Origin of the sequence: Microbacterium hydrocarbonoxydans, assembly GCF_000956475.1 — a bacterium.
Lineage (GTDB): Bacteria > Actinomycetota > Actinomycetes > Actinomycetales > Microbacteriaceae > Microbacterium > Microbacterium hydrocarbonoxydans_A.
In genome coordinates, this window is sequence record NZ_JYJB01000010.1 from 562152 (window position 1) to 586048 (window position 23897).

Below are 23897 nucleotides of genomic sequence, written 5' to 3' on the forward strand. Positions count from 1 at the left end.
TCCGCTCGGGGGCTCAGCTGGGCACCGGCGCTTCGTCCTTCGCTTCTCCGCCCTGGGTCGCCCACGACACGTCGAGGTCCTCCAGCGGGTCGCCGTTCTCGTCCACCACGTCCGGGGGAAGCTGTTCGGGGAACAGCCGCCCGGCAGGGGCCGGAGTCGATTCGATCTCCCCGCGGGTGGGCGCCCCCTCGGTGTTCGCGAACTCGCGGCTGGCGGTCAGGACGCGGGACCGCGGCAGATAGCTGCTGGTCCCCCACCGCAGGTCGTGACCGATGGCCTCGGCGTCGATGTCGACGCTGGTCCCGTGCTTGCCGTTCGCCTCCCAATTCCGGATCTTCAAGCGCCCGGTGACGATCACGCTGTCTCCCGTGTGCAGCGACGCGCGCACGTGCTCCGCGAGCTGACGGAAGGCGGCGACACTGAACCAGTTGGTCTCGGCGTCGACCCAGGTGTTCGTCGCCTGGTCGAAGCGGCGGTGCGTGCTTGCCAGCCGGAAGTTTGTGACCGCGACGCCTCCGGCGGTGCGCCCGGTCGTCGGATCCGTCGCCACCTTGCCGACGATGGTCAGAATCTCCGTCATGTTCTTCTCCTCTGCATGCCGGGACGTGCGCCCGGATCGCTCAAGGATGCGCCGTCGGTGAGACACGGAGGCGGCCCGAACACGCCATCGGTGGAGAAGATCAGACAGTGCAGCGATTGTGCAGGAAGAGTCCCGATGGGAGGCCATATCCCGATGTCGGAGGCCCCTCGTAGCTTGGAGTTCGAAAGGAGTCCACCGATGTCCGACAAGCTGATCCAGTCCGTGCCCGAAGTTCCCTACGCCGCCCCGCGATTGCGATCCGCGCGCGAGCATCTCGTGCGAGCATCCGCCCACCTGTGGCGCGTGCGGGATCCCTCCGGCCGCGTCCTCGGCCACCTTCGGCTCATCGCCGATCCCCTCGGCATGCGCTATCGCGCAGAGCGGCTGCACCTCGCTACAGGGCAGTTCCGCCTCGTCGGCGACTTCTGGCGGGCCGATGACGCCGTCGCGGCTCTGCGCTACGGCTGAACGCCGCGGAATCCGTCATGCCCAGCACAGGTCAGCATCTCAAAGAGATGCAGGCGCTGCATCGTCATCGCAACTTCGTCCAGATGCTCGCGTATCTCCGTGACCATCCCTGCGCCGACTGTGGCGAACCCGATCCCGTGGTGCTCGACTTCGATCACCGGCCAGGGGTGCGCAAGCGATTCGAGATCGCGCGCGCCGTGAATGCTTCGACGCGCGCGTGGTCGACGATCCTGCGGGAGATCGCGAAGTGCGATGTCGTCTGCGCCAACTGCCATCGGCGCCGTACGGCGAGACGCGCGGGACATCGAAAGCACCTGGTCAACCTCGGCATGGCCCTGGAAGAGCCGGCCGTCGCACGGCGCGGGCGGCGTACGGTGCCGCACGGCGGCGGTGCGAAAGGGAAGCACGGCTGCCCGTGCGAACCCTGTCGCCTGCGCCGGTCATCGTATGCGCGGGACTACCGCCTCGCGCGCAAGTTGCGCGAGCGGGCCGCGGATGACGCAACAGGGGCCGAAGAGTCGATAGTCTGATGGTCTACCCCCAGTAGCTCAGTGGATAGAGCATCGATCTTCTAAGTCGCCGGTCGCACGTTCGAATCGTGCCTGGGGGGCAAGAAGCGGATGTCGGACCCGTCGATAGGATGATCGAATGGTATCTGCGTCCGAGAACGACCGACTGGTCTGGATCGACTGTGAGATGACCGGCCTCGACCTCGCGGTCGACGAGCTCGTCGAGATCGCGGTCGTCATCACCGATTTCGAACTCCGTCCGGTCGATCCCGGCTTCCAGGTCGTGATCCGGCCGAGCGAGGCCGCTCTCGCGAACATGAACGACTTCGTGACGAACATGCACACGTCGTCCGGTCTCATCGAGGAGATTCCGCTCGGCGTATCGCTTGAAGATGCGCAGGATCAGACGCTGGCCTACATCAAGCGCTTCGTGCCGCTGGAGCGCAAGGCTCCACTCGCCGGCAACACGATCGGAACCGACCGCATGTTCCTCGCCAAGTACATGCCGCAGGTCGACGGCTGGCTGCACTACCGGAACGTCGATGTGTCGAGCATCAAGGAGCTGTCGCGCCGCTGGTATCCGCGCGCGTTCTTCCACGCCCCAGCGAAAGACGGCGGACACCGCGCGCTTGCCGACATCCTCGAGTCGATCCGGGAACTCCAGTACTACCGTGAAGCCGTCTTCGTGGCTGAGCCCGGTCCGACAAGCGATGAGGTTCGCGAGATCGCCACCTCCGTTGTGTCAAAGTTCACTCCCAACGTGTAATAGAATCGTGGAGTTGCCTGTTTCGGCGGGCGCATGGTGGGTATAGCTCAGTTGGTAGAGCGCCTGGTTGTGGTCCAGGAGGTCGCGGGTTCAAGCCCCGTTACTCACCCCAGAGAGAAGCCCCGACTCATCGAGTCGGGGCTTCTTGCATTTCATCCGTTCGGAATACCCCACCGGGGTATATGGTTGGCTTCACCATGGACAGTCACCAGCATCATGACGGCGCTCAGGCTCGCGACATCGGCCCCGGATCTGCAACCGATGCGAGCAGGGTCACGGCCACCGGGCATCACGGCCACATGTCGCACGACCACGGCGCGGGTATCGCACCGGGCGCGCACACGCACCATTCCGGGCACAGCGGTCATTCCGACCACCCCGACCACAGCGGCCACAACGGCCATTCCGACCACAACGGCCATTCCGGTCACGCAGGCCACACCGAGCGCTTCCGTCGGCTGTTCTGGATCATGCTGGCGGTCGCGATCCCCGTCGTCGCAGCCTCTCCGATGTTCGCGATGATCCTCGGCTACGAGGTGCCCGGCTGGGCACGGTGGATCGCACCCGTGCTCGGCACCCTGATGTACGTGTGGGGCGGCTCCCCGTTCCTCACCGGCGCCGTCGACGAGATCCGAGCGCGTCGGCCCGGCATGATGCTGCTGATCGGCCTCGCAATCACTGTGGCGTTCCTCGCTTCCTGGGGCGCGAGCCTGGGCGTCCTGCACCACGAACTCGAGTTCTGGTGGGAGCTCGCCCTGTTGATCGTGATCATGCTGCTCGGACACTGGATCGAGATGCGCTCCCTCGCACAGACCGCATCGGCGCTCGATTCCCTCGCCGCGCTGCTCCCCGACGAGGCGGAGCGGGTCGAGGGAGACGACATCGTCACCGTCGCCGCGACGGATCTGCGCATCGACGATGTCGTCGTCGTACGCCCCGGCGGACGCATTCCGGCCGACGGCGTCGTCATCCAGGGCGCGGCCCACGTCGACGAATCCATGATCACCGGGGAATCCCGCGCGGTCCGCAGGGGCGTAGGCGATCGCGTGGTAGCCGGCACCGTGGCGACGGACTCAGGGGTGCGCGTGCAGGTCGCGGCCATCGGTGAGGACACGGCGCTGGCCGGCATCCAGAAGCTGGTGGCGGATGCGCAGGCGTCATCCTCACGGGCGCAGCGCATCGCCGACCGCGCGGCCGCCTGGTTGTTCTGGTTCGCCCTTGCCGCAGCGATCGTGACGGCTCTCGTGTGGACGGCGCTGGGGAAGCCGGACGATGCGGTGATCCGCACCATCACCGTCCTCGTGATCGCGTGCCCCCATGCTTTGGGACTCGCCATCCCGCTCGTCGTCTCGATCGCGACGGAACGCGCCGCGAAGGCCGGGATCCTCGTCAAGGACCGTCTGGCTCTCGAGACGATGCGCAGCGTGGACACGGTGCTGTTCGACAAGACCGGCACGCTCACCAAGGGTGCTCCCGCCGTGACCGCCGTCGTCCCGACCGAGCAGTTCAGCGTCGACGATCTGCTGGCCCTCGCCGCATCGGCCGAACGCGACTCCGAGCATCCGCTCGCCGCGGCGATCGTCGCCGCCGCTGCCGCGCGCGGCCTCGACGTCCCGGCATCCGCCGACTTCTCCTCCTCCCCCGCCGTCGGCGTGAGCGCTCGCGTGGGCGAGCACATCGTCGAGGTCGGCGGGCCGAATCTCCTCGAGGCGAACGTTGCGCAGGAGCTCGGCGTGGCCGATGAGTGGCGATCCGAGGGCGCGATCATCCTGCACGTCCTCGTCGATCACGCCGTCGCAGGTGCGCTGAGGCTGGCCGACGAGGTGCGCCCCGAGTCGCTGCGGGCGGTCGACGCCCTCCACGCCCGCGGCATCCACGTGGTCATGATCACAGGTGATGCGGCGGCCGTCGCGGAACACGTCGGCGCTGAACTCGGCATCGACCGGATCTACGCGGGCGTCCGCCCCGAGGACAAGGCGTCGAAGGTCCGCGAGCTGCAGGACGAAGGCCGCACGGTCGCGATGATCGGCGACGGCGTCAACGACGCCCCGGCTCTCACCCAGGCGGACGTGGGCCTCGCGATCGGCGCCGGAACGGACGTGGCGATCGCCTCCGCAGGCGTCATCCTGGCGGGAAGCGACCCGCGAAGCGTCGTCTCGGTGATCGACCTGTCGACGGCGAGCTACCGGAAGATGTCGCAGAACCTCTGGTGGGCGGCCGGCTACAACCTGCTGTCCGTGCCCCTCGCCGCCGGCGTCCTGGCTCCGTTCGGGTTCGTGCTGCCGATGTCCGTCGGGGCGGTGCTGATGTCGCTCTCCACGATCATCGTCGCGCTCAACGCGCAGCTGCTGCGACACCTCGATCTGCGGCCGTAGCGCATCGCCCGCGAGCAGCGCGCCCTAGAATCGACGGATGTCCTCTGCGCTTTGGAGCGCGCTGCTTGCGGCGTGCATCGTCATCAGCTTCACCCCCGGCGCCGGAGCGATCAACACGATGTCGAACGCCCTGAGCCAGGGCTGGCGTCGCTCGATCTGGGGCATCATCGGCCAGCAGATCGCCCTGATCATCCACGTGATCATCGTGGCGGCGGGCGTCGGACTCCTGGTCTCCCGATCCGAGCTGCTCTTCAACATCATCCGGTACGCGGGAGCCGCATACCTCGTCTATCTCGGCATCCGCCTGATCCTCACCACGCCCACTTTCACCCCGGGCGATGACGATCCGAGCACTGCTGCGCCCCGCGAAGGCCGATGGTCCATGGTCCGCCGTGGCCTGTGGGTGAACCTCCTCAATCCCAAGGCGATCGTCTTCTTCCTCGCCTTCATCCCTCAATTCGTTCGTCTCGATGAGCCGCAACTGCCGCAGTACCTGACGATCATCGCCACCACGATCGTGGTGGACATCGTGGTGATGTGGGGGTTCTTCGCGACGGCTGCCCGGCCCTTCCGCCGCCTCACCCGCTCAGCGCGAGGACAGCGGGTGCTCAACACGGTGTTCGGATGCCTGTTCATCCTCGTCGCCGCGCTCCTGGCGCTTGTGCACTGATTCACGGGCTTAGACTCACGCTGTGCCGATCCGGATCCTCGTCGTCGACGATGAGCCTCAGCTCGCCGGCCTCGTGGCCACGCACCTCGAGCGAGAGGGCTACCGCGCGGAGACCGCGGAAGACGGCGTCGCGGCACTCACGCTCGCGTCGAGCGGGGCGTTCGATCTGGCGGTCGTCGATGTGAACATGCCCGGGATGACCGGGTTCGAAGTGTGCCGCCGGCTGAAGCAGATCGACGGATCGATCAAGGTGCTGATGCTCTCCGCGCGCGATGCCGTCGACGATCGCGTGCACGGGCTCGACTCCGGCGCCGACGACTATCTGATCAAGCCGTTCGACTTCGCCGAGCTCTTCGCGCGCCTTCGGGCTCTCACTCGGCGAGCCCCCGCCGCTCAGCTGCACTGGCGCGTCGGCGATCTCGCACTCGCCGTCGAACGCGGCGCAGTCGCAGTGAACGGTGCGAGCCTGCAGCTGAGCAGACGCGAGTTCGATCTGCTCAGAGCCCTCGTGCAGCGGGCAGGAGAAACCGTCTCGCGGACAGCGCTGCTCACGGAGGTGTGGGGTTCTGAGCATTTCGAGTCCAACGTCGTCGATCAGTACGTCGGATACCTTCGCCGCAAGCTCGACGCAGCAGGCTCCGAGACCAGCATCGCGACCGTGCGAGGTGTCGGGTTCCGGCTCATCCCGGGTGGAGACGAGCGATGAGAAGACGGATCTCACTGCGCGCCCGCATCACGATCGGCTCCACGATCGTGGCGGTGCTTCTGCTCGCCGGCGCGTCGGCGGTCGTATACATGCACCTCACCGGCATCGTCGCCGACAAGGAGCGCGCGATCCTGCACGGGATCACAGAGGTGTACCGAGGGGCGATCGAGGAAGACCCTGGTGAGCGTTTCCCGCCTCCCGGCGTGAAGCAGCACGTGGCCATCGTGGCACCGGATGGCACGGAGCGCATGAACACCTTCCCCGCGGGTCTGGTCGATCGCGTGTCTGACGTGATCGAGGAGGGCCCTCGTCTGCATCACGTCCGCTCGGGCGATACGACCTTCTTCGTCTACGTGGATCCGGTTGAGACAGCCGGCGGCACCTGGTACGTGCTCGCCACTCGTGACACGGACATCGCCGAAGACGTGCTCTCCGATGTGGTGCGCCTGATGGTGCTCGTGCTGACGGTTGGTGCGCTCGTGTTCGCCGTAGGCTCGTGGTTCGTCGCCGGTGCGGCGCTGCGCCCTGTCGAGCAGATGCGCCGCAGCGCGGAGACCCTCGTCGTCGCGCGACGTGGAGAGCTTCTCCCTGTGGGTGACGCCCACGACGACCTCGCCGACCTCGCACGCACGCTCAACGACCTGCTCGAGCGCATGCGCGCGGCGAACGAGCGCGAACGCCAGATGGTGTCCGACGCGAGCCATGAGCTGCGCAATCCGCTGGCGGTTCTGCATGCGCAGCTCGGGCTGATCGATGGAGCGGATGCCACGGCCGATGCCGCCGCGGTGCACGATGCCCGCACGACGCTCGCCCGTCTCACGCGCATCGCCGACTCGCTGCTGCGGTTGTCCCGCATCGACGCAGTCGACGATGTCGGGTCGGCTGCAGTCCGGGAACTCGTCGGCGCCCTCACGGATAGCGTGGACGCGCTGCGCCTGCGCAGCGCGGAGCGGATGCCGGGGCGGGCCGTCGACCTCGATTTCACGATCGACATCCGTGATGAGGAGATGAGGCTGCGCATCCGCGCCGACGACTTCACCCGGGTCGTGGACAACCTCGTGGACAACGCGCTCTCCGCTTCAGGACGACGCGACGTCCGCATCGCCGTCGCGTTCGAAGCCGACTGTGAAGGCGCGCGTCTCTCGGTCACCGATGATGCCGGCGGCTTCGATCCCGAGGTGGCGGCCCATGCATTCGAGCGCTTCGTCCGCGGTCGTGCTCCGGCGTACGCAGGCAGCGGCCTCGGACTCGCGATCGTCGCGGCTCTCGCGTCAAAGGCCGGCGGACGCGCGGTCATCGAGAATCGTCAGGGAGTCGGCGCCACAGTGGTGGTCACCTTCGCGGTCGTCGCCGACTGAGCCGGGGCGCGCTGCGGACGCTCCGCGAAGACCCACCAGCGATACGCCGCGAACCGGAGGGCCGAGCCCGCGAACAGTCCCACGACGTTGGCCGAGACATTGTCTGCGAGCGGTGAGGTCAGGCCGAGCATGTAGTGCGACACGGCGAGGCAGGCGAGGGCCACCGCACTGCCGAGAAGGCTGGCGACCAGGAACTCGAGCGCTTCGCGCGCGGCGTCTGCTCTCCGGCGCTCGCGGAACGTCCACCATCTGCTGCCGATCCAGTTCGCGGCGATCGCACACAGGGTCGACGCGGTCTTGGCGATCATCGGCCATTCCGAAGACCGCGAGTGGTGCATCAGCATGAGGTTGAACACGCCGACGTCGACGATCAGGCCGATCCCGCCGACGGCAGCGAACTTCACGAGCTGCGCGAGAACACCCCCGCCCCGGGAGCGGCCGCCCTCAGACACGCGCGGCCTCGATCTGCAGGGGCTGCTCCTCGCGACTGGACGCGATCCGTCGACGGATACCCCACCGCGTAACCTGCCGAAGCGCCTCCAGGACGATCCGAACGGACATCTTCGACTCCCCGTGCAGTCGGTCGTCGAATTCGATCGGCACCTCCGCGACCCGGCATCCGCTGCGCACCGCGCGATCGAGCATCTCGATCTGGAAGCAATACCCCCGACTCAGCACCTGGGCTGGGTCGATCCGCTCCAGCGCCTCCACGCGGAAGGCCCGGTACCCGCCGGTGATGTCCTTCTGCGGCAGTCTCAGCATCGCTCTCGCGTAAACGCTGCCCGCTCGCGAGAGGAGATAGCGCTGAGGCGACCATCTCGCCACTGCCCCGCCGCGCACCCAACGGGAGCCGATCACGACGTCGGCGTCGGCGAGGGCGGCGAGCATGCGAGGGAGGTCCTCCGGTCGATGCGAGCCATCGGCATCCGATTGCACGATCACCCCGTACCCGTGCGCGACAGCCTCCTCGAAGCCGGCGATGTACGCCGGGCCGAGCCCCTGTTTCGCCGTGCGGTGCAAGACGTGCACCTGCGAGATTCGGGAGCTGAGCAGATCGGCCAGTTCACCGGTGCCGTCGGGCGACGCATCGTCGACCACGAGGATGTCGACCTCGGGGGCGCTGCTACGCAGCCTCCCGACCACTTCGGACAGCGACTCGATCTCGTTGTAGGTGGGCAGAATCACGACCGTGCGCGCGTTCATGATGACCCCTTCCGGAACTCGTAGACGATGGTGCGGTGGACGTCCGTCCGGGACACCTGTGTGAACCCCGCGCGCTGCAGCGCCGCGACGTCATCCTGAGCCGAGCCGGTCGAACCGGTCTCGAGCAGCCAGACTGTGCCGTCGCCCAGTCCGGGCGCGAGGTCGGCGACGACGCCCATGCGATCCCACAGGCCGCTCGTCTCGTCGGCCGGCGTGATGAGCTGCGGGTCCTCGAGACCTTCGAAGGCCTCCGGATACAGCCGGTAGATCAGCCTCGGTGCGCGGGACGGCCGAGTGCCGGTCCCGAACAGGATCGTGTCTCCGGGCTCGCTCCGCGACGCGACCACCATGGCTGCAGCGCGGCCGTCGGCTCCCCCGTCCTTCGCGAACGATGTGCGCTGGTGCACGAACTCGGGCACGAGAACGACGGCTGCGATCGCGATCAGAGCGACGGAAGTGAGGACGCCGCCTCTGGCGGTCAGCCGACGACCGAGGTCGATGACGGCCCAGACCCCGGAAGAGACGAGCAGCGCGACAGCGCCCAGGCTGATCGAGAGGTATCGCGGGTTGTATGTGGGCGACACGAAGATGTCGAGCACGACGAGAACCGCGGCGGGCGTGAGCAGCCACACCGCACTCGGCAGAGCACCTGGCGCAGCACCACGTCTGCGAAGAACGGTCACGAGTCCGATCAGAAGGATCGCGAGAAGCAGCACGGCCGGCCCGAGGTGGACGAACCACGGGGTCACGAACCATCCGCGCGGCGACATGTATCCACGATGCGCGAGAAACGCGACCTGCCCCCGTTGCAGGGCCGCACTGATCACGATCGGAGCAGCCAGTACGGCGGCGACTGCCAGGGAACCCACCCAGCGTCGGACCGCCTCACGAGGCAGCGCGCGCTGCGCGAGCAGCCACGACGCGTGGACCAGAGGCATGAGCAGCAGATAGAGGAACAGGGTGCCGCTCACTGCGACCGCCGCACCGTACAGCAGCCAGGCCGCACGCCCGGAACGCCGATCCACGATGCGGACAAGCAGGATCGTCACCCAGACCGCCGCTGCAGCAGCGAGCGCATAGCCTCGTGCTTCCACGGCGAGCACACCGGCGCGCGGAATCAACGGGACGAGCAGGCCCGCCAGGACGGCCGTCCTGTTATCGAACCAGCGGCGTCCGAGCACGACGACTCCGCCAGCGAGGAATCCGATCCCGATCGAGCTGAGCGCGCGCGTCGACCACTCGCTGGTGCCGAACAGATCGATCCAGACGTGCAGAAGCGCGTAGTACAGACCATGCACGGCGTCGACCGTGGTCAGCTCGGCCGCGAGACTCTGCCAGGAGCGCTGGGCCGACAGCACGCTGGCCGCCTCGTCACCCCAGTACGAGGGGATTCCCGCACCCGCATATGAGACGAGCGCGACGGCCAGGCCTATCCATAGGCCCGCCCGCATCACCGGCCGAGGCGCCGGAGCGGTGCCAGGGCCGACGATGACAGGACGATCCAGAGTGACCATGCAGACAGCTTCGTCCGGCTACTTCGCCATCAGCCCGGAGAACGCGCATCGAATCATGAGAGAACTCACATGATCTCGGACGGCAATAGGCTGGACGATGATGGAGATGGATGCTGACGCCTTCGAGAAGCTCGTGGTCGACGAACTCGACCGGCTGCCGGATGACATGGTCGACGGCCTGGACAACGTCGTGTTCGTCGTCGAAGATCGCCCGGAGGACGGAAGCCTGGATCTTCTCGGTCTCTACGACGGTCTCGCGCTCACTGAGCGGGGCGGATACGGCATGGGTGAGCTCCCGGACCGGATCGTGATCTACCGGGAGCCGCATCTGACGGAGTGCGAGTCCGATGAGGAGCTCCGGGACGAGGTGCACACCACGCTGGTGCACGAGATCGCACACTTCTACGGCATCGACGACGACCAGCTGCACGAGTTGGGCTGGGCATGAGCACGCCTGTAAGCACCCCCGACCTCGACGAGCAGCTCGACCTGGGCGCCGCGCCCATCGAACCCTGGCAGACGGTCGTGTGGAACGATCCGGTCAACCTGATGAGCTACGTCGTCCGCGTGTTCCGCACCTACTTCGGGTATTCGCACGAGAAGGCCACGCAGCTGATGCTCGCTGTGCACCACGACGGGCACGCGATCGTTGCGACAGGACCCCGCGAGGTCATGGAGGTTCACGCCCAGGCCATGCACGACTTCGGCCTGTGGGCGACCGTGCGGAGGGCTTCGCAGTGAGCGCAGGGATCGTGCAGGTGCGCCTGGCGCCCGCCGAAGAGCTGCAGCTGCGCCACCTGATCGAGGACTTCCGCGAGCTGATCGGCGCAGAGCGCGATTCTGCAGACCCGGCAGTCGCGCGACTGACGCCGAGTCCGTATCCGGGTGACTCCGACGCCGCGCACGAGTTCCGGGCAGCGACGGAGGACGACCTGCTGGGCCGGCGGGATGCGGACGCCGCGACCGTGGTGGCCGCGCTCGCGTCGACCGAGCAGGAGCTCGTCACCATGGCCGAGGAGAAGCTGTTCGCAGAGCGTGAGCGAGGCATCCCCGTGGAAGATCTCGACGCGTGGCTGCGGACGCTCACGGCCCTCAGGCTCGTGATCGCGACGCGCCTCGGGATCGACAGTGAAGAGCATCACGACCCGGACGACGCCCGGTTCGGAGTGTACGACTGGCTCGGCTATCGCCTGGAACTGCTCATCGAGGCCGCCGAAGAACAGGGCTTCTGAGGCGCGGGATCCCTGACCCCTCAGGGCACGGCCACGACACGGGTGGCAAGGGAGCGCGGGTCGTCGCGCTGGATGTGTCGGAGCTCCTGCTCGGCCCAGCGATCCCAGTGCGGCCGGTAGGTCTCCCCGTCGCGGGCGAGAGCCCGGGCCTTGCGCCCTGCGTCGCCCGAATCGACCCAGACGGCGACGTCCGCGATCCCCGCGGTCGCGGGCGTCAGGAGGCCGCTGCCCTCGACGATCAGGCCGAGAGCCGGGTTGACGGCGTAACTCTCCGCCTGCGCGTCGCGCTCCCAATCCCAGCGGTGCCAGGTGCTGTGGTAGCCGCGCCCATGCGGCTTGAGAATGCGCTCCAGAGCGTGCTCGACTCCGGCATCCAGTCCGTCCCAGCCGGGATAGATCGAGTCGAGGGCGATGAGCTGCACGGGACCTGCGACCGGCCACCTGTCGGCGAGACGCCGCGCGAGAGAGGTCTTCCCCGCCCCGCTGCGCCCGTCGATCAGGACCACGGGGTTCGCGGCTGCCAGCGCTCGCACGTCGGATTCGATGACCGCCGCCGCGCGCTCCAAGGCGACGGCGACGGGATCGTCACTTCTTGAGGGCACGGATGATGCGGCTGAGCGCGCGACCTGCGATCCAGACGAAGGGAATCGCGACCGCGAGCAGAGACACGAGGTTGGGCTCGAAGCGCAGGCCCTCCTCCCGACGGATGTAGACGCCGAGCGGGATCGCGACGCCACCGCCGCCACCGCCCTCGCCCTCGGCTCCTTCCGCTCCCCCGGATCCGCCCCCGAAGCCCGTCCAGGTCAGGGCGACGGGAGTGAACTCCGCGCCGTCGACCGTCTGCGTCGCGCCGTAGGCGCTGTTGACGCCGAGCGAGCCGGCGTTCTTTCCCAGTTCCACTGCAATGTTCGGCATGCCACCCACGCTAGCCCAGGTGCCGCCCGGATGACCCGTCAATCCAGCCCGCGGGCCTTCGGATGTCGGGCCGTGCCTCGTCCCTCGTCACGGCCGAGGTGCCGGGCTCTCGTGATCGTGGAGGTGCCGAAACGCGCGACCGCTGAGTCGACGGCCCCTTCGACCCGGCGCCAGTCCTCATCGTCGTCCCAGAGACCGATGCCACCGCCCCCGGCCGGTCGCAGCTTCTCGGCCCGCACGCCGACCAGACGCACCGGATCCCTGCTCGCGATCTGCTCGAAGAGCGTCTGAGCAGCCTCGCCGAGGCGCTGCCCCACCGCCGTCGGCTCCGCAAGCGTCTGCGACCGGTTCACCGTGCGGAAGTCGTCGAAACGCACCTTGATCGCCACGGTCCCGGCTTCCCAATCCGCTCGCCGAAGTCGTGCGGCCACCCGATCGGCGAGCCGGAGCAGCTCGGAGCGCAGGAACACCCGGTCTGTGATGTCGACGTCGAACGTCTCCTCGTGGCCGACGCTCTTCTCGACGCGTTCGGTGTCGACGGCCCTCGCGTCATGACCGCGGGCGAGCTGGGCGATACGGGCGCCGAGGGCGGGACCCACCGCGCGATCGAGCATGTCCTGAGACGACTCGCGGATGTCGCGGATCGTGCGGATGCCGCGCGCCTCCAGAGACTCTGCGGCCTTGGGACCGACGCCCCACATGGCTCTGACGGGCCGCGGGGCGAGGAATTCGAGAGTCGCTGACGCCGGGACGACGAGCATCCCGTCCGGCTTCGCGATCGTCGACGCCATCTTCGCGACGTGCTTCGTCGCGGCCACGCCCACGCTGCAGGTGATGCCCACCTCGTCCCGCACCCGCTCCCGGATGACCCGGGCGATCTGCGCCGGGCTGCCCCAGAGCCTGCGCACGCCCTGCACGTCGAGGAACGCCTCGTCGACGGACAGCGGCTCGACGAGCGGAGTGATCGACTCGAAGATCGCCATCACCTGGCGCGAGACCTCCTGATAGCGATGGAAATGCGGCATCACGATGCGCGCCGAGGGGCACAGCCGGATCGCCTGCGCCACCGGCATCGCGGCGTGGACGCCGTAACGCCGTGCCTCGTAGGACGCGCTGGAGACGACCGAGCGGCCGTCGGGCGCGCCGATGATCAGCGGAAGACCCCGCAGAGTCGGATCGTCGAGTATCTCGACGGCGGCGTAGAAGGCGTCCATGTCGACGTGCAGGATCCGGGTGCCGGAGTCGTCGGCGCCGACGGGAGACACGAGCCGCCCGCTCCCGTCGCCATGTCCCATGCGTCTATTCTCCCCCGTGCCACCGACACCGTTCGACAGGGTCAGGGCTTCGGCGCGGTCGACACCCTCAGGGACCAGGGAGGGCCGACAGGCTCAGCGATTCTCGGGTCGCTGAACCTGTCGAAACGCTACTGCGCGGCGCGCTCCAGGGTCAGCTCGCGCACGCGCGCGGCATCCGCCTGGCCCTTCATCGCCTTCATGACGGCGCCGATCACGGCGCCGGCGGCCTGCACCTTGCCGTCCTTGATCTTGGCGAGCACGTCGGGCTGTGCCGCGAACGCCTCGTCGATCGCGGCGATCAGGGCGCCGTCGTCCGAGACCACGGCGAGGCCGCGGCCGTCAACGACCTCCTGCGGAGTGCCCTCGCCCGCGATGACGCCCTCCAGCACCTGACGTGCGAGCTTGTCGGTCAGCGTGCCCGCATCGACCAGCTGCTGGAGAGCCGCGACGTTCTCGGGGCTGATCAGCTCTGCGGCGTCCTTCTCCTGAGCGTTCGCGATACGCGTGATCTCACCGGTCCACCACTTGCGAGCGGCGGCAGGCGCCGCCCCGGCCGCAATCGTCGCCTCGACGACCTCGAGGAGACCGCCGTTGCGGACGTCCTGGAACTCGAGGTCGGTGAAGCCCCACTCGGCCATCAGGCGGCGGCGGCGTGCGACCGGCTGCTCGGGCAGCGCGGCGCGAAGCTCTTCGATCAGCTCGGGTGCCGGGCGAACCGGCAGAAGGTCGGGCTCCGGGAAGTACCGGTAGTCATCCGCATCCGACTTGGGACGCCCTGGAGAGGTGGTCCCGGTGTCCTCGTGCCAGTGCCGGGTCTCCTGCGTGATGGTGCCGCCGTCGGCGAGAATCTGGGCCTGACGCTGGATCTCGTAGCGGACCGCCCGCTCGACCGAGCGCATCGAGTTGACGTTCTTCGTCTCGGTGCGCGTTCCGAGCTTCTCCTGGCCGCGAGGACGCAGCGACACGTTCGCGTCGCACCGCAGGTTGCCGCGCTCGAGCCGAGCCTCCGAGATGCCCAGGCTCCGCACGATGTCGCGGATCGTCTGCACGTAGGCCTTGGCCACCTCGGGAGCACGGTGCTCGGTGCCGAAGATCGTCTTGGTGACGATCTCGACCAGCGGAACACCGGCGCGGTTGTAGTCGACGAGGGAGTACTCCGCGCCCTGGATGCGACCGGTCGAACCGCCCATGTGGGTCAGCTTGCCGGCATCCTCCTCCATGTGCGCGCGCTCGATCGGAATCTGCACGAGTGTGCCGTCTTCGAGCTCGACCTCGACGGATCCCTCATAGGCGATGGGCTCGTCGTACTGGGAGATCTGGTAGTTCTTCCCCAGGTCGGGATAGAAGTAGTTCTTGCGCGCGAAGCGGCTCGACTCCGCGATCGAGCAGCCCAGGGCAAGGCCCAGGCTGATCGACGAGCGGATCGCCGTCGCGTTCACGACGGGCAGCGAGCCGGGAAGACCCAGGTCGACGGGAGCGATGAGCGTGTTCGGCTCCGCCGCGTGATACGCCTCGTTCGCCGGGTTCGGGGCGCCCGAGAACATCTTGGTCTTCGTGTTGAGCTCGACGTGCACCTCGAAACCGAGCACCGGCTCGAACATCTCGAGCGCCTTGTCGAAGTCCATGAGCTTCGCCGTGGCCATCAGCGGTTCCCTCCGTTCAGCTGGGGTGCTCGGCTGAGAAGCGGCGCTCCCCACGAATCGAGCAGCAGGGCTTCGAGAGCCGCGCCGACTCGGTAGAGGCGTGCGTCCTCACGAGCAGGAGCGAGGAACTGGATGCCGACGGGCAGCCCGTCGTCGTCGGAGAGCCCGCTCGGGATCGAGATGCCGGGAACGCCCGCGAGGTTCGCCGGAATCGTGGTGAAGTCGTTCAGGTACATCTGCAGAGGGTCGTCCAGCTGCTCCCCCAGCTTGAAAGCCGTGGTCGGGGCCGTCGGAGTCGCGATCACGTCGACGTCGGCGAACGCCGTGGCGAAGTCCTGCTGGATCAGCGTGCGGACCTTCTGCGCGCTGCCGTAGTACGCGTCGTAGTAGCCGGCCGACAGCGCGTAGGTGCCGAGGATGATGCGGCGCTTGACCTCGTCACCGAAGCCCGCGTCGCGCGTCGCCGACATGACGTCCTCGACGGTCGGGGTGCCGTCAGGAGTGATGCGCAGTCCGAAGCGCACCGAGTCGAACTTCGCCAGGTTGCTGGACGCCTCCGCCGGGAGGACCAGGTAGTAGGCCGCGACGCCGTACTCGAAGTGCGGGGCGCCGATCTCGACGAGCTCGGCTCCGTGCGCCTCGAGCAGTGCCAGCGAGGCTCGGAAGGATGCCGCCACGCCTGGGTCGAACCCGCTGTCGGGCAGCTCGCGGATGACGCCGACCTTGAGGCCCTTCAGCACATCGCCGCGCGCACCCTCGCGGGCGGCATCCGCGAACGACGGCCAGGCATCAGTCAGCGAGGTCGAGTCCTGCGGATCGTGCCCGCCGATCACGTCGTGCAGCAGCCCGGCGTCGAGCACCGTGCGGGTGACGGGACCGACCTGGTCGAGGCTGGAGGCCAGAGCGATCGCACCATAGCGGCTCACGCCGCCGTAGGTCGGCTTCACGCCGACGGTGCCGGTCACATGAGCAGGCTGACGGATCGATCCGCCCGTGTCGGAGCCGAGTGCGAGAGGAGCTTCGAAGGCTGCCACTGCCGCGGCCGAACCGCCACCGGAGCCACCGGGGATGCGGTCGAGATCCCACGGGTTGCGGGTCGGACCGTAGGCGGAGTGCTCGGTGGACGATCCCATGGCGAATTCGTCCATGTTGGTCTTGCCGAGCGGGACAAGACCCGCCGCGCGCGAGCGGGCGACGACCGTCGCGTCGTACGGCGACCGGTATCCTTCGAGGATGCGGGAGCCGCTGGTGGTCGGCTGGTCCGTCGTGACCAGGACGTCCTTGATGGCCAGAGGAACACCGGCGATCGGCCCGAGCTGCTCGCCCGCCGCGCGTCGCGCGTCGATGTCTGCGGCCGCGGCGAGGGCGCCCTCATTCACGTGAAGGAAGGCGTGCACGTCGCCGTCCACGGCGGCGATGCGATCGAGGTGAGCCCGAGTGGCCTCGACGCTGGAGACCTCGCGGGAGGCCAGCTTGTCCGCGAGCTCGGCCGCGGTCAGACGGATGATGTCGCTCACTGCTCTTCTCCCAGGATCGCGGTCACGCGGAAGCGGCCGTCGGCCTGGTCGGGTGCGTTCTGGAGCACCTGCTCGTGGGTGAGGGTGTGCCCCACCTCGTCGGGACGGAACACGTTGCTCAGCGGAATCGGGTGGCTCGTCGCGACGATGTCGGCCGTGGCGACCTCGGACACCTTGGCGATGTTGTCGACGATGGCATCGAGCTCGCTCGTGAGCCGCGTCACCTCGTCGTCGTTCAGCTGGATGCGCGCGAGCACGCCGAGATGGCGCACAAGATCAGGGGTGATTTCAGACACCCGGCCAGTCTACTTGGAGGCCGTCCTTCACCGATCCATGGCACGAGTCGCCATAGGGTGTACCTCGTGAGCACGTTCCAGCCTCCTCGCCCTTGGGTCGCCAGCTACGCCGCCGGAGTCCCCGAAGATCTCGCCCCCGTCGACGGCTCGCTGATCGACATCGTCGCGGCATCCGCCAGGGACTATCCGGATGCTCCTGCGCTGCAGTTCTTCGGCCGTGAGACCAGTTACGCGGACCTTCAGGATGCGATCGACCGGGCCGCAGCAGGCCTTCGCGATCTGGGCGTCAAGGCAGGCGATCCCGTCGCGATCGTCCTGCCGAACTGTCCGCAGCACATCGTCGCCTTCTACGCCGTGCTTCGCCTCGGCGCCGTCGTGGTCGAGCACAACCCGCTCTACACGCCGAGAGAGCTCCGCAAGCAGTTCGAGGATCACGGTGCCAAGCACGCCATCGTGTGGAACAAGGTCGTCGCCACCGTCCAGGAGTTCCCTGCAGACCTTGCGGTGTCCAGCCTGATCTCTGTCGACGTCACCCGCGCCATGCCCTTTCTCACGCGCGTCGCGCTGCGGCTCCCCGTCGCGAAGGCGCGAGAGTCCCGAGCCGCTCTCACCGCAGGCGTGCGCGACACCGTCGTGTGGGAGGCCCTGATCCGCAGCGCGCCGCTCGCGGCATCCCACCCCCGCCCGCGCACAGACGACCTCGCGATCATCCAGTACACCTCGGGCACCACGGGCACGCCGAAGGGCGCCGCTCTCACCCACCGCAACCTGCTCGCGAACGCCGCACAGGCACAGGCGTGGGTGCCGTCGATCCAGCGCGGCAAGGGCTGCGTCGTCTACGCGGTGCTGCCGATGTTCCACGCCTACGGGCTCACGCTGTGCCTCACCTTCGCGATGTCGATGGGCGCGCGCCTCGTCCTCTTCCCGAAGTTCGAGCCCGATCTGGTACTCGACGTCATGAAGAAGCATCCGGCGACCTTCCTCCCCCTGGTGCCGCCGATCGCCGACCGCCTGCTGTCGGCGGCGAACGCCAAGGGCATCTCGCTCGAGGGTGTCGAGGTGGCGATCTCCGGGGCGATGGCACTGCCGCACGAGCTCGTGGTCCCCTTCGAGAAAGCCACGCACGGGTATCTCGTCGAGGGCTACGGGCTCAGCGAGTGCTCTCCCGTGCTGATGGCCAACCCGGTCGCCGACAACCGGGTGCCGGGCACCGTGGGACTGCCGCTTCCCGGCACCGAGTGCCGCGTCGTCGACCCGGAGAATCCGACCGTCGACGTGTCCGCAGGCTCCGCGGGCGAACTCGTCGTGCGGGGACCGCAGGTGTTCGGCGGCTACTACGGCAAGCCCGAGGAGACCGAGGCCGTGTTCGTGGACGGCTGGTTCCGCACCGGCGACATCGTCACGATCGACGAGAGCGGCTTCGTGCGCATTGTCGACCGCATCAAGGAGCTCATCATCACGGGCGGCTTCAACGTGGCACCGACCGAGGTCGAGAACGCCCTGCGCCAGCATCCACAGGTGTCGGATGCCGCCGTGATCGGCCTTCCGAGCGATCACTCCGGCGAGGAGGTTGTGGCGGCGGTCGTCGTGGACGGCGCAGAAGACGTTGACGTCGAGGCGATCCGGGAGTTCGCGCGCAGCATCCTGACCCCCTACAAGGTGCCGCGCCGCATCTTCGTCGTGGACGAGCTGCCGAAGTCGCTGATCGGCAAGGTGCTCCGCCGCCAGGTGAAGGAGAAGCTCGTCGCCCTGACGACGGGTTCCTGACCGCGCGCCCAGGCGCGGCGCAGTCGATCACGCTACCCTTGGTCAGTGACTGAAGAAGACGCTGTGCCCACCGACGCCCCCGAGACCCCTGGATTCGAGGAGCTCGGCATCACCGGGCCCGTCCTCAAGGCCATCAAGGACCTCGGCTACGAGACGCCCTCCCCCATCCAGGCCGCCACGATCCCGACGCTGCTGTCCGGCCGCGACGTCGTCGGCATGGCGCAGACCGGAACCGGCAAGACCGCGGCCTTCGCGCTGCCCGTGCTTGAGCGTCTGGACATCTCGCAGAAGACCCCGCAGGCCCTTGTGCTCGCTCCCACGCGCGAGCTCGCACTTCAGGTCTGCGAGGCCTTCGAGTCGTACGCCTCGAAGATGAAGGGCGTGCACGTGCTGCCCGTCTACGGCGGACAGGGCTACGGCGTGCAGCTGTCGGCCCTTCGCCGCGGCGTGCATGTGGTCGTCGGCACCCCCGGTCGCATCATGGACCACCTCGCCAAGGGCACGCTCGACCTCTCCGAACTGCAGTACCTCGTGCTCGACGAAGCCGACGAGATGCTGAAGATGGGCTTCGCCGAGGATGTCGAGCAGATCCTCGCGCAGACGCCCGCCGAGAAGCAGGTCGCTCTGTTCTCCGCGACCATGCCCCCGCAGATCCGCCGTCTCGCGCAGAAGTACCTGCGCGAGCCGGAGGAGATCAGCATCAAGTCGAAGACCGCGACCGGCACGAACATCACTCAGCGCTACCTCGTGGTGTCGTACCAGCAGAAGGTCGACGCGCTCACCCGCATCCTCGAGGTCGAGAACTTCGACGGCATGATCGTGTTCGTCCGCACCAAGAACGAGACCGAGACGCTCGCCGAGAAGCTGCGCGCCCGAGGCTACTCCGCGGCGGCCATCAACGGCGACGTCCCTCAGGTGCAGCGCGAGCGGAGCGTCAATCAGCTCAAGGACGGCAAGCTCGACATCCTCGTCGCCACCGACGTCGCCGCACGCGGCCTCGACGTCGAGCGCATCAGCCACGTCATCAACTTCGACATCCCCACCGACACCGAGTCGTACGTGCACCGCATCGGCCGCACCGGCCGCGCCGGTCGCAAGGGCGACGCGATCAGCTTCATCACCCCGCGCGAGCGCTACCTGCTCAAGTCGATCGAGCGCGCGACGCGCCAGGAGCCGACGCAGATGCAGCTGCCGAGCACCGATGACGTGAACACCACGCGTCTCGCCAGGTTCGACGACGCGATCACGACGGCTCTGGCCGAGACCGATCGCATCGAGAAGTTCCGCGACATCATCGCGCACTATGTGCGCAACAACGACGTGCCGGAGTCCGATGTGGCCGCCGCTCTCGCGGTCGTCGCGCAGGGCGACACCCCGCTGCTCCTCGACCCGACGAACGACCCGCTCTCGCGCGCAGTGGAGTCCGATAACCGGCCGCAGCGCGAACGTGCTCCGCGTTCCGACCGCGAGCCCCGCGGCGAGCGGCGCGGGCGCGGCGACTACACCGCCTACCGCATCGAGGTCGGTCGCCGCCACCGCGTCGAGCCGCGTCAGATCGTGGGCGCTCTCGCTAACGAGGGCGGGCTGGGCCGCGACGACTTCGGAGTGATCAACATCCGCCCCGACTTCTCGACCGTCGAGCTGCCGGCTAACATGGACCCCTCTGTTCTCGAGAAGCTACGCGACACCCGCATCTCGGGTCGGCTGATCGAGATCAAGCCCGACCGCGGACCTCGCGGCGGCGCCCGTCGCGACGGCGACCGCTTCGAGCGTCGCGACCGTCCCTCGTACGGTGATCGCGACGATCGCCCGGCCCGCGGGGACCGCGACGACAGGACCTTCCGCAAGCCCCGCCACAAGGACTGAGTACGGTGTCGATCACGGCGCGCTAGCGTGGATCGATGATCATCAGAGCAGCGCGGGTCGACGACGCTCGCGGCATCGCCGAAGTGCACGTGGACTCGTGGCGAGCAGCCTACGTCGGGCTGATCGACCAGCGCGTCCTCGATGCGCAGAGCGTCGATGCGCGCGAATCCATGTGGGCGAGCTGGATATCACGCTCCGACGCAGGCCTGCCTCCGATCGGATACAACGAGCCAGCACATCGGATGCTGGTGGCGATCGAAGACGGACGCATCGTGGGATGGGCGACATATGGTCCAGGGCGCGATGATGGCACCGCTCATCTCGGGGAACTCGCCGGCCTGTACGCGCATCCCAGCGCCTGGTCGACCGGCGTCGGTCACGCGCTGATCACCGGGGTCGCGGAAGGGCTCCGCGAGGCGGGGTTCGATGCCGCCTACCTGTGGGTGCTGCACGGCAACGACCGTGCCTCGCGCTTCTACGAGCGACACGGCTGGCTCGCCGACGGCACGGAGAAGACCGCGGATGCCGGAGGCGCCACCGCGCTGCGCGAACTCCGGCACACGAAACGGCTCTCGGAAGGATCCGCATGACGTCCAGACGCGTTCGCGTGCACGGCCGCGTGCAGGCGGTCGGCTACCGCTGGTTCACGCGGAACGTCGCTGAGGCGCACCACGTGACCGGGTGGGTCCGCAACCGCCGTGACGGCACGGTGGAGGCCGAGCTCCACGGCGCGGCCGAGGACGTCGACGCGGTCCTCGCGGAACTGCGTCGCGGCCCCGAGCACGCCCGGGTCGACAGCATCGACGTCGCCGCCATCGACGAGGCGACCGCCGTCGACTTCGAATTCCGCCCGACGATCTGAGACTCAGTCCCCGAGCGCGTCGGGTCCTTCCGTGACCAGGATGTGGAACTGCGCGGCGTCGAGCACGCGGATGCCGAGCTCTTCGGCCTTCGCGAGCTTCGACCCTGCACCGGGTCCGGCCGCGACGAAGTCGGTCTTCTTCGAGACGCTCGACGCCGCCTTTCCGCCTGCCTTGATGATGGCCTCCTGGGCGCCGTCGCGCGTGTATCCGTCGAGGGAACCGGTCGCGACCACCGTGAGGCCGTCGAGCACCCCGCCTTCGGCGACGGCTGCGCCGGGCCCGGGATGACCCGGCGTCGACCACTGCACACCGGCATCCGCCCACCGCTGCACGATCTCCTGATGCCAGTCCACCTCGAACCAGGCGAGCAGCGAATCAGCGATGATGCCTCCGACTCCTTCGACCGCCGCCAGTTCGTCGCGCGATGCTGCGCGGATCGCATCGAGCGACCCGAACCATTGCGCCAGCGCGCGTGCGGCGACGGGGCCGACGTGCCGGATGTTCAGCGAGACGAGAAGCCGCCACAGCTCCTTGGTCTTCGCCTTCTCCAGCTCAGCGAGAAGCGTGATCGCCTGTGACGACGGCTGGGGACCGGTGAGCCCCTGCTTGCGTTCCGCCGAGCTGGGGTTGCGTCGGAACGGCGCACGCGTCTTGACCACGCCGTCGTCGTCCTCTTTGGGAAGGCCCGTCTCGGCATCCTTCACGACGAGCTCGATCGGCACCAGCTGATCGATCGTCAAGGAGAACAGACCCGCCTCCGTCTCGAGCGGCGGGGTATCGGGGAACGTCGGCTGCGTGAGGGCTGCGGCGGTGACCTCACCGAGCGCTTCGACATCGAGAGCGCCTCGTGACCCGATGTGCTCGACCCTGCCGCGCACCTGCGCCGGGCAGGAGCGGGCGTTGGGACACCGCAGGTCGATGTCGCCCTCCTTCATCGCACGCAGCGGCGTCCCGCATTCCGGGCAATCGGCGGGCATCACGAACTCGCGCTCGGTGCCGTCGCGCTTCTCGACGACCGGACCGAGAACCTCGGGGATGACATCCCCGGCCTTGCGCAGAACGACGGTGTCGCCGATGAGCACACCCTTCGCCTTCACGACATCCTTGTTGTGCAGCGTCGCCTGGCGCACCACGGAGCCCGCCACGTGCGCGGGCGCCATCACCGCGAACGGCGTCGCCCGGCCCGTGCGGCCCACCGATACCACGATGTCCAGCAGCGTCGTCTGAACCTCTTCCGGGGGGTACTTGTAGGCGATCGCCCAGCGCGGCGCCCGGCTGGTCATGCCCAGCTCGTCGTGCAGCTCGAGTTCGTCGACCTTCACGACGATGCCGTCGAGCTCATGCTCGACCGAGTGACGATGCTCGCCGAAATGCTCGACGAACGCGACGACATCGTCGATGTCCGCGCAGACCCGGTAGTGCGGACTCGTGGGCAGGCCCCACTCGGCGAGAAGCTCGTACACCTCGCTCTGAGCGGCGACCGGCGGGTTCGGCCAGGCGCCGATGCCGTGCACGTACAGTGCGAGGGACTCGATGCGCAGCAGGCCGGCTTCGAGCTCGAGCCCGTCCTTCTTGTCGATCTGCTGACGAAGCCCGCCGCTGGCGGCGTTGCGCGGATTCGCGAACGCGGGGAATCTGCGTGCGGCCGCGGCGCGAGCCTTCTCCTCGTCGAAGGGCTGCTTCTTGGCCCCAGGGCGGGCCTCCCAGCGCGCGAGCGAGTCGGCGTAGGCCCGATCGCGGAACGCCGCCTGCGCCGCGTTCAGCCTTTCGAAGGCCGCCACAGGGATGAAGACCTCGCCGCGCACCTCGACGATCTCGGGGTGTCCTTCGCCGGAGAGCCGGGCGGGGATCTCCGGCAGCCGCAGCGCGTTCTCGGTGACGATCTCCCCCACTCGCCCGTCGCCACGGGTCGCAGCGGACGTCAGAACGCCGTTCTCGTAGCGCAGGTTGATGGCGAGGCCGTCGATCTTCAGCTCGGTGAGCCAGTTCACATGGCGCCCCGCAGCGGCCCGTGTCTTCGCAGCCCAGTCCCTCAGCTCGTCGATGGAGAACACGTTGTCGAGGCTGAGCATCCGCTCGGCGTGCTCGATCGTCGCGAGGCCCGTCGCCTGCGCGGCGCCCACCATCTGGGTCGGAGAGTCCTGCCCCTGCAGTTCGGGATGCAGCCTCTCGAGCTCTTCGAGGCGTCGCATCCACCCGTCATAGGTGGCGTCGTCGACGACAGAGGTGTCGCGACCGTAGTACGCGTCCTTCGCCTCGAGGATGAGAGTGGTCAACTCGTCAGCCTCGGTACGGGCGGCTTCCAGTGAGATGTTCTCCGGCACCCGTTCAGTCTACGAGCGGGCGCCGACATG

General features: G+C 68.2%; 25 protein-coding genes and 2 tRNA genes. 16 read left to right on the top strand and 11 right to left on the bottom strand.

Annotation, left to right across the window (positions count from 1 at the left end):
• Positions 1 to 13 precede the first annotated feature (13 nt).
• Positions 14 to 580, bottom strand: a complete 567-nt coding sequence (locus RS84_RS18995; RefSeq protein WP_082062218.1) for a single-stranded DNA-binding protein — start codon at positions 578 to 580, stop codon at positions 14 to 16.
• A gap of 198 nt (positions 581 to 778) precedes the next feature.
• Here RS84_RS18995 and RS84_RS15275 point away from each other — a divergent pair, with 198 nt between their 5' ends.
• The 9 genes from RS84_RS15275 (at position 779) to RS84_RS15315 (ending at position 7432) form a co-directional block, all read left to right on the top strand.
• Positions 779 to 1048, top strand: a complete 270-nt coding sequence (locus RS84_RS15275) for a hypothetical protein (protein ID WP_052676397.1) — start codon at positions 779 to 781, stop codon at positions 1046 to 1048.
• Between the two features lie 17 nt (positions 1049 to 1065).
• Positions 1066 to 1578 (top strand): hypothetical protein, encoded by a 513-nt coding sequence (locus tag RS84_RS19230; RefSeq protein WP_045258633.1) that lies wholly within the window; start codon positions 1066 to 1068, stop codon positions 1576 to 1578.
• 7 nt (positions 1579 to 1585) lie between these two features.
• Positions 1586 to 1658: transfer RNA gene (locus tag RS84_RS15285), tRNA-Arg, on the top strand.
• A 38-nt stretch (positions 1659 to 1696) separates the two neighbouring features.
• A complete protein-coding gene (gene orn, locus RS84_RS15290) occupies positions 1697 to 2323 on the top strand; it encodes an oligoribonuclease (RefSeq protein ID WP_045258634.1) in 627 nt (208 codons plus the stop codon).
• Positions 2324 to 2359: 36 nt separating this feature from the next.
• Positions 2360 to 2435 (top strand) — tRNA-His (locus tag RS84_RS15295).
• A gap of 85 nt (positions 2436 to 2520) precedes the next feature.
• Positions 2521 to 4698 (top strand): heavy metal translocating P-type ATPase, encoded by a 2178-nt coding sequence (locus RS84_RS15300; RefSeq protein ID WP_160298184.1) that lies wholly within the window; start codon positions 2521 to 2523, stop codon positions 4696 to 4698.
• A 37-nt stretch (positions 4699 to 4735) separates the two neighbouring features.
• The gene (locus RS84_RS15305) at positions 4736 to 5368 is read left to right on the top strand and encodes a LysE family transporter (RefSeq protein ID WP_045258635.1); all 633 of its coding nucleotides are present in this window, start codon (positions 4736 to 4738) and stop codon (positions 5366 to 5368) included.
• Between the two features lie 22 nt (positions 5369 to 5390).
• Complete coding sequence (locus RS84_RS15310; protein ID WP_235281505.1) at positions 5391 to 6074, top strand: response regulator transcription factor; 684 nt, start codon at positions 5391 to 5393, stop codon at positions 6072 to 6074.
• A complete protein-coding gene (locus tag RS84_RS15315; protein WP_045258636.1) occupies positions 6071 to 7432 on the top strand; it encodes a sensor histidine kinase in 1362 nt (453 codons plus the stop codon). The genes RS84_RS15310 and RS84_RS15315 overlap by 4 nt, the downstream gene beginning before the upstream one ends.
• Here the strand turns inward: RS84_RS15315 and RS84_RS15320 are convergent.
• From RS84_RS15320 to RS84_RS15330, 3 genes are read right to left on the bottom strand one after another with little or no spacing between them, the layout of a single operon-like run.
• On the bottom strand, positions 7381 to 7884 hold the full coding sequence (locus RS84_RS15320) for a GtrA family protein (protein WP_045258637.1): 504 nt from the start codon (positions 7882 to 7884) through the stop codon (positions 7381 to 7383). The genes RS84_RS15315 and RS84_RS15320 overlap by 52 nt on opposite strands.
• The gene (locus RS84_RS15325) at positions 7877 to 8635 is read right to left on the bottom strand and encodes a polyprenol monophosphomannose synthase (RefSeq protein WP_045258638.1); all 759 of its coding nucleotides are present in this window, start codon (positions 8633 to 8635) and stop codon (positions 7877 to 7879) included. The genes RS84_RS15320 and RS84_RS15325 overlap by 8 nt, the downstream gene beginning before the upstream one ends.
• A complete protein-coding gene (locus tag RS84_RS15330; RefSeq protein WP_045258639.1) occupies positions 8632 to 10149 on the bottom strand; it encodes a glycosyltransferase family 39 protein in 1518 nt (505 codons plus the stop codon). Before RS84_RS15330 ends, RS84_RS15325 begins: the two co-directional genes overlap by 4 nt.
• 100 nt (positions 10150 to 10249) lie before the next feature.
• On the opposite strand from RS84_RS15330, the gene RS84_RS15335 reads away from it, so the two are divergent.
• From RS84_RS15335 to RS84_RS15345, 3 genes are read left to right on the top strand one after another with little or no spacing between them, the layout of a single operon-like run.
• Complete coding sequence (locus tag RS84_RS15335) at positions 10250 to 10597, top strand: metallopeptidase family protein (protein WP_414738826.1); 348 nt, start codon at positions 10250 to 10252, stop codon at positions 10595 to 10597.
• A complete protein-coding gene (gene clpS / locus RS84_RS15340) occupies positions 10594 to 10890 on the top strand; it encodes an ATP-dependent Clp protease adapter ClpS (RefSeq protein ID WP_045258641.1) in 297 nt (98 codons plus the stop codon). Before RS84_RS15335 ends, clpS begins: the two co-directional genes overlap by 4 nt.
• A complete protein-coding gene (locus tag RS84_RS15345; RefSeq protein WP_045259239.1) occupies positions 10887 to 11381 on the top strand; it encodes a DUF2017 family protein in 495 nt (164 codons plus the stop codon). The genes clpS and RS84_RS15345 overlap by 4 nt, the downstream gene beginning before the upstream one ends.
• Positions 11382 to 11401: 20 nt before the next feature.
• Here the strand turns inward: RS84_RS15345 and RS84_RS15350 are convergent, their stop codons facing one another.
• The 6 genes from RS84_RS15350 to gatC all read right to left on the bottom strand — a co-directional run bounded on the left by RS84_RS15350 (position 11402) and on the right by gatC (position 17047).
• On the bottom strand, positions 11402 to 11983 hold the full coding sequence (locus tag RS84_RS15350; RefSeq protein ID WP_082062220.1) for a hypothetical protein: 582 nt from the start codon (positions 11981 to 11983) through the stop codon (positions 11402 to 11404).
• The gene (locus RS84_RS15355) at positions 11967 to 12296 is read right to left on the bottom strand and encodes a hypothetical protein (RefSeq protein WP_045259241.1); all 330 of its coding nucleotides are present in this window, start codon (positions 12294 to 12296) and stop codon (positions 11967 to 11969) included. The genes RS84_RS15350 and RS84_RS15355 overlap by 17 nt, the downstream gene beginning before the upstream one ends.
• Positions 12297 to 12334: 38 nt before the next feature.
• Positions 12335 to 13591 (bottom strand): DNA polymerase IV, encoded by a 1257-nt coding sequence (dinB, locus tag RS84_RS15360; protein WP_045258642.1) that lies wholly within the window; start codon positions 13589 to 13591, stop codon positions 12335 to 12337.
• Positions 13592 to 13719: 128 nt separating this feature from the next.
• Positions 13720 to 15234: an Asp-tRNA(Asn)/Glu-tRNA(Gln) amidotransferase subunit GatB gene (gene gatB, locus RS84_RS15365; RefSeq protein ID WP_045258643.1), complete on the bottom strand. Its 1515-nt coding sequence runs from the start codon at positions 15232 to 15234 to the stop codon at positions 13720 to 13722.
• Positions 15234 to 16751, bottom strand: a complete 1518-nt coding sequence (gene gatA / locus RS84_RS15370) for an Asp-tRNA(Asn)/Glu-tRNA(Gln) amidotransferase subunit GatA (protein ID WP_045258644.1) — start codon at positions 16749 to 16751, stop codon at positions 15234 to 15236. The genes gatB and gatA overlap by 1 nt, the downstream gene beginning before the upstream one ends.
• On the bottom strand, positions 16748 to 17047 hold the full coding sequence (gene gatC, locus RS84_RS15375) for an Asp-tRNA(Asn)/Glu-tRNA(Gln) amidotransferase subunit GatC (protein WP_082062221.1): 300 nt from the start codon (positions 17045 to 17047) through the stop codon (positions 16748 to 16750). The genes gatA and gatC overlap by 4 nt, the downstream gene beginning before the upstream one ends.
• 66 nt (positions 17048 to 17113) lie before the next feature.
• Between gatC and RS84_RS15380 the strand changes: the two genes are divergently transcribed.
• From RS84_RS15380 to RS84_RS15395, 4 genes are read left to right on the top strand one after another with little or no spacing between them, the layout of a single operon-like run.
• Positions 17114 to 18814, top strand: coding sequence for a long-chain-fatty-acid--CoA ligase (locus RS84_RS15380; protein WP_045259242.1), 1701 nt, complete (start codon positions 17114 to 17116; stop codon positions 18812 to 18814).
• A 45-nt stretch (positions 18815 to 18859) separates the two neighbouring features.
• On the top strand, positions 18860 to 20680 hold the full coding sequence (locus RS84_RS15385) for a DEAD/DEAH box helicase (RefSeq protein ID WP_052676398.1): 1821 nt from the start codon (positions 18860 to 18862) through the stop codon (positions 20678 to 20680).
• A gap of 35 nt (positions 20681 to 20715) precedes the next feature.
• Complete coding sequence (locus RS84_RS15390; protein WP_045258647.1) at positions 20716 to 21270, top strand: GNAT family N-acetyltransferase; 555 nt, start codon at positions 20716 to 20718, stop codon at positions 21268 to 21270.
• The gene (locus tag RS84_RS15395; RefSeq protein WP_045258648.1) at positions 21267 to 21542 is read left to right on the top strand and encodes an acylphosphatase; all 276 of its coding nucleotides are present in this window, start codon (positions 21267 to 21269) and stop codon (positions 21540 to 21542) included. Before RS84_RS15390 ends, RS84_RS15395 begins: the two co-directional genes overlap by 4 nt.
• Before the next feature lie 3 nt (positions 21543 to 21545).
• Here RS84_RS15395 and ligA read toward each other — a convergent pair whose 3' ends face one another.
• Positions 21546 to 23867, bottom strand: coding sequence for an NAD-dependent DNA ligase LigA (gene ligA / locus RS84_RS15400; protein ID WP_045258649.1), 2322 nt, complete (start codon positions 23865 to 23867; stop codon positions 21546 to 21548).
• Positions 23868 to 23897 lie beyond the last annotated feature (30 nt).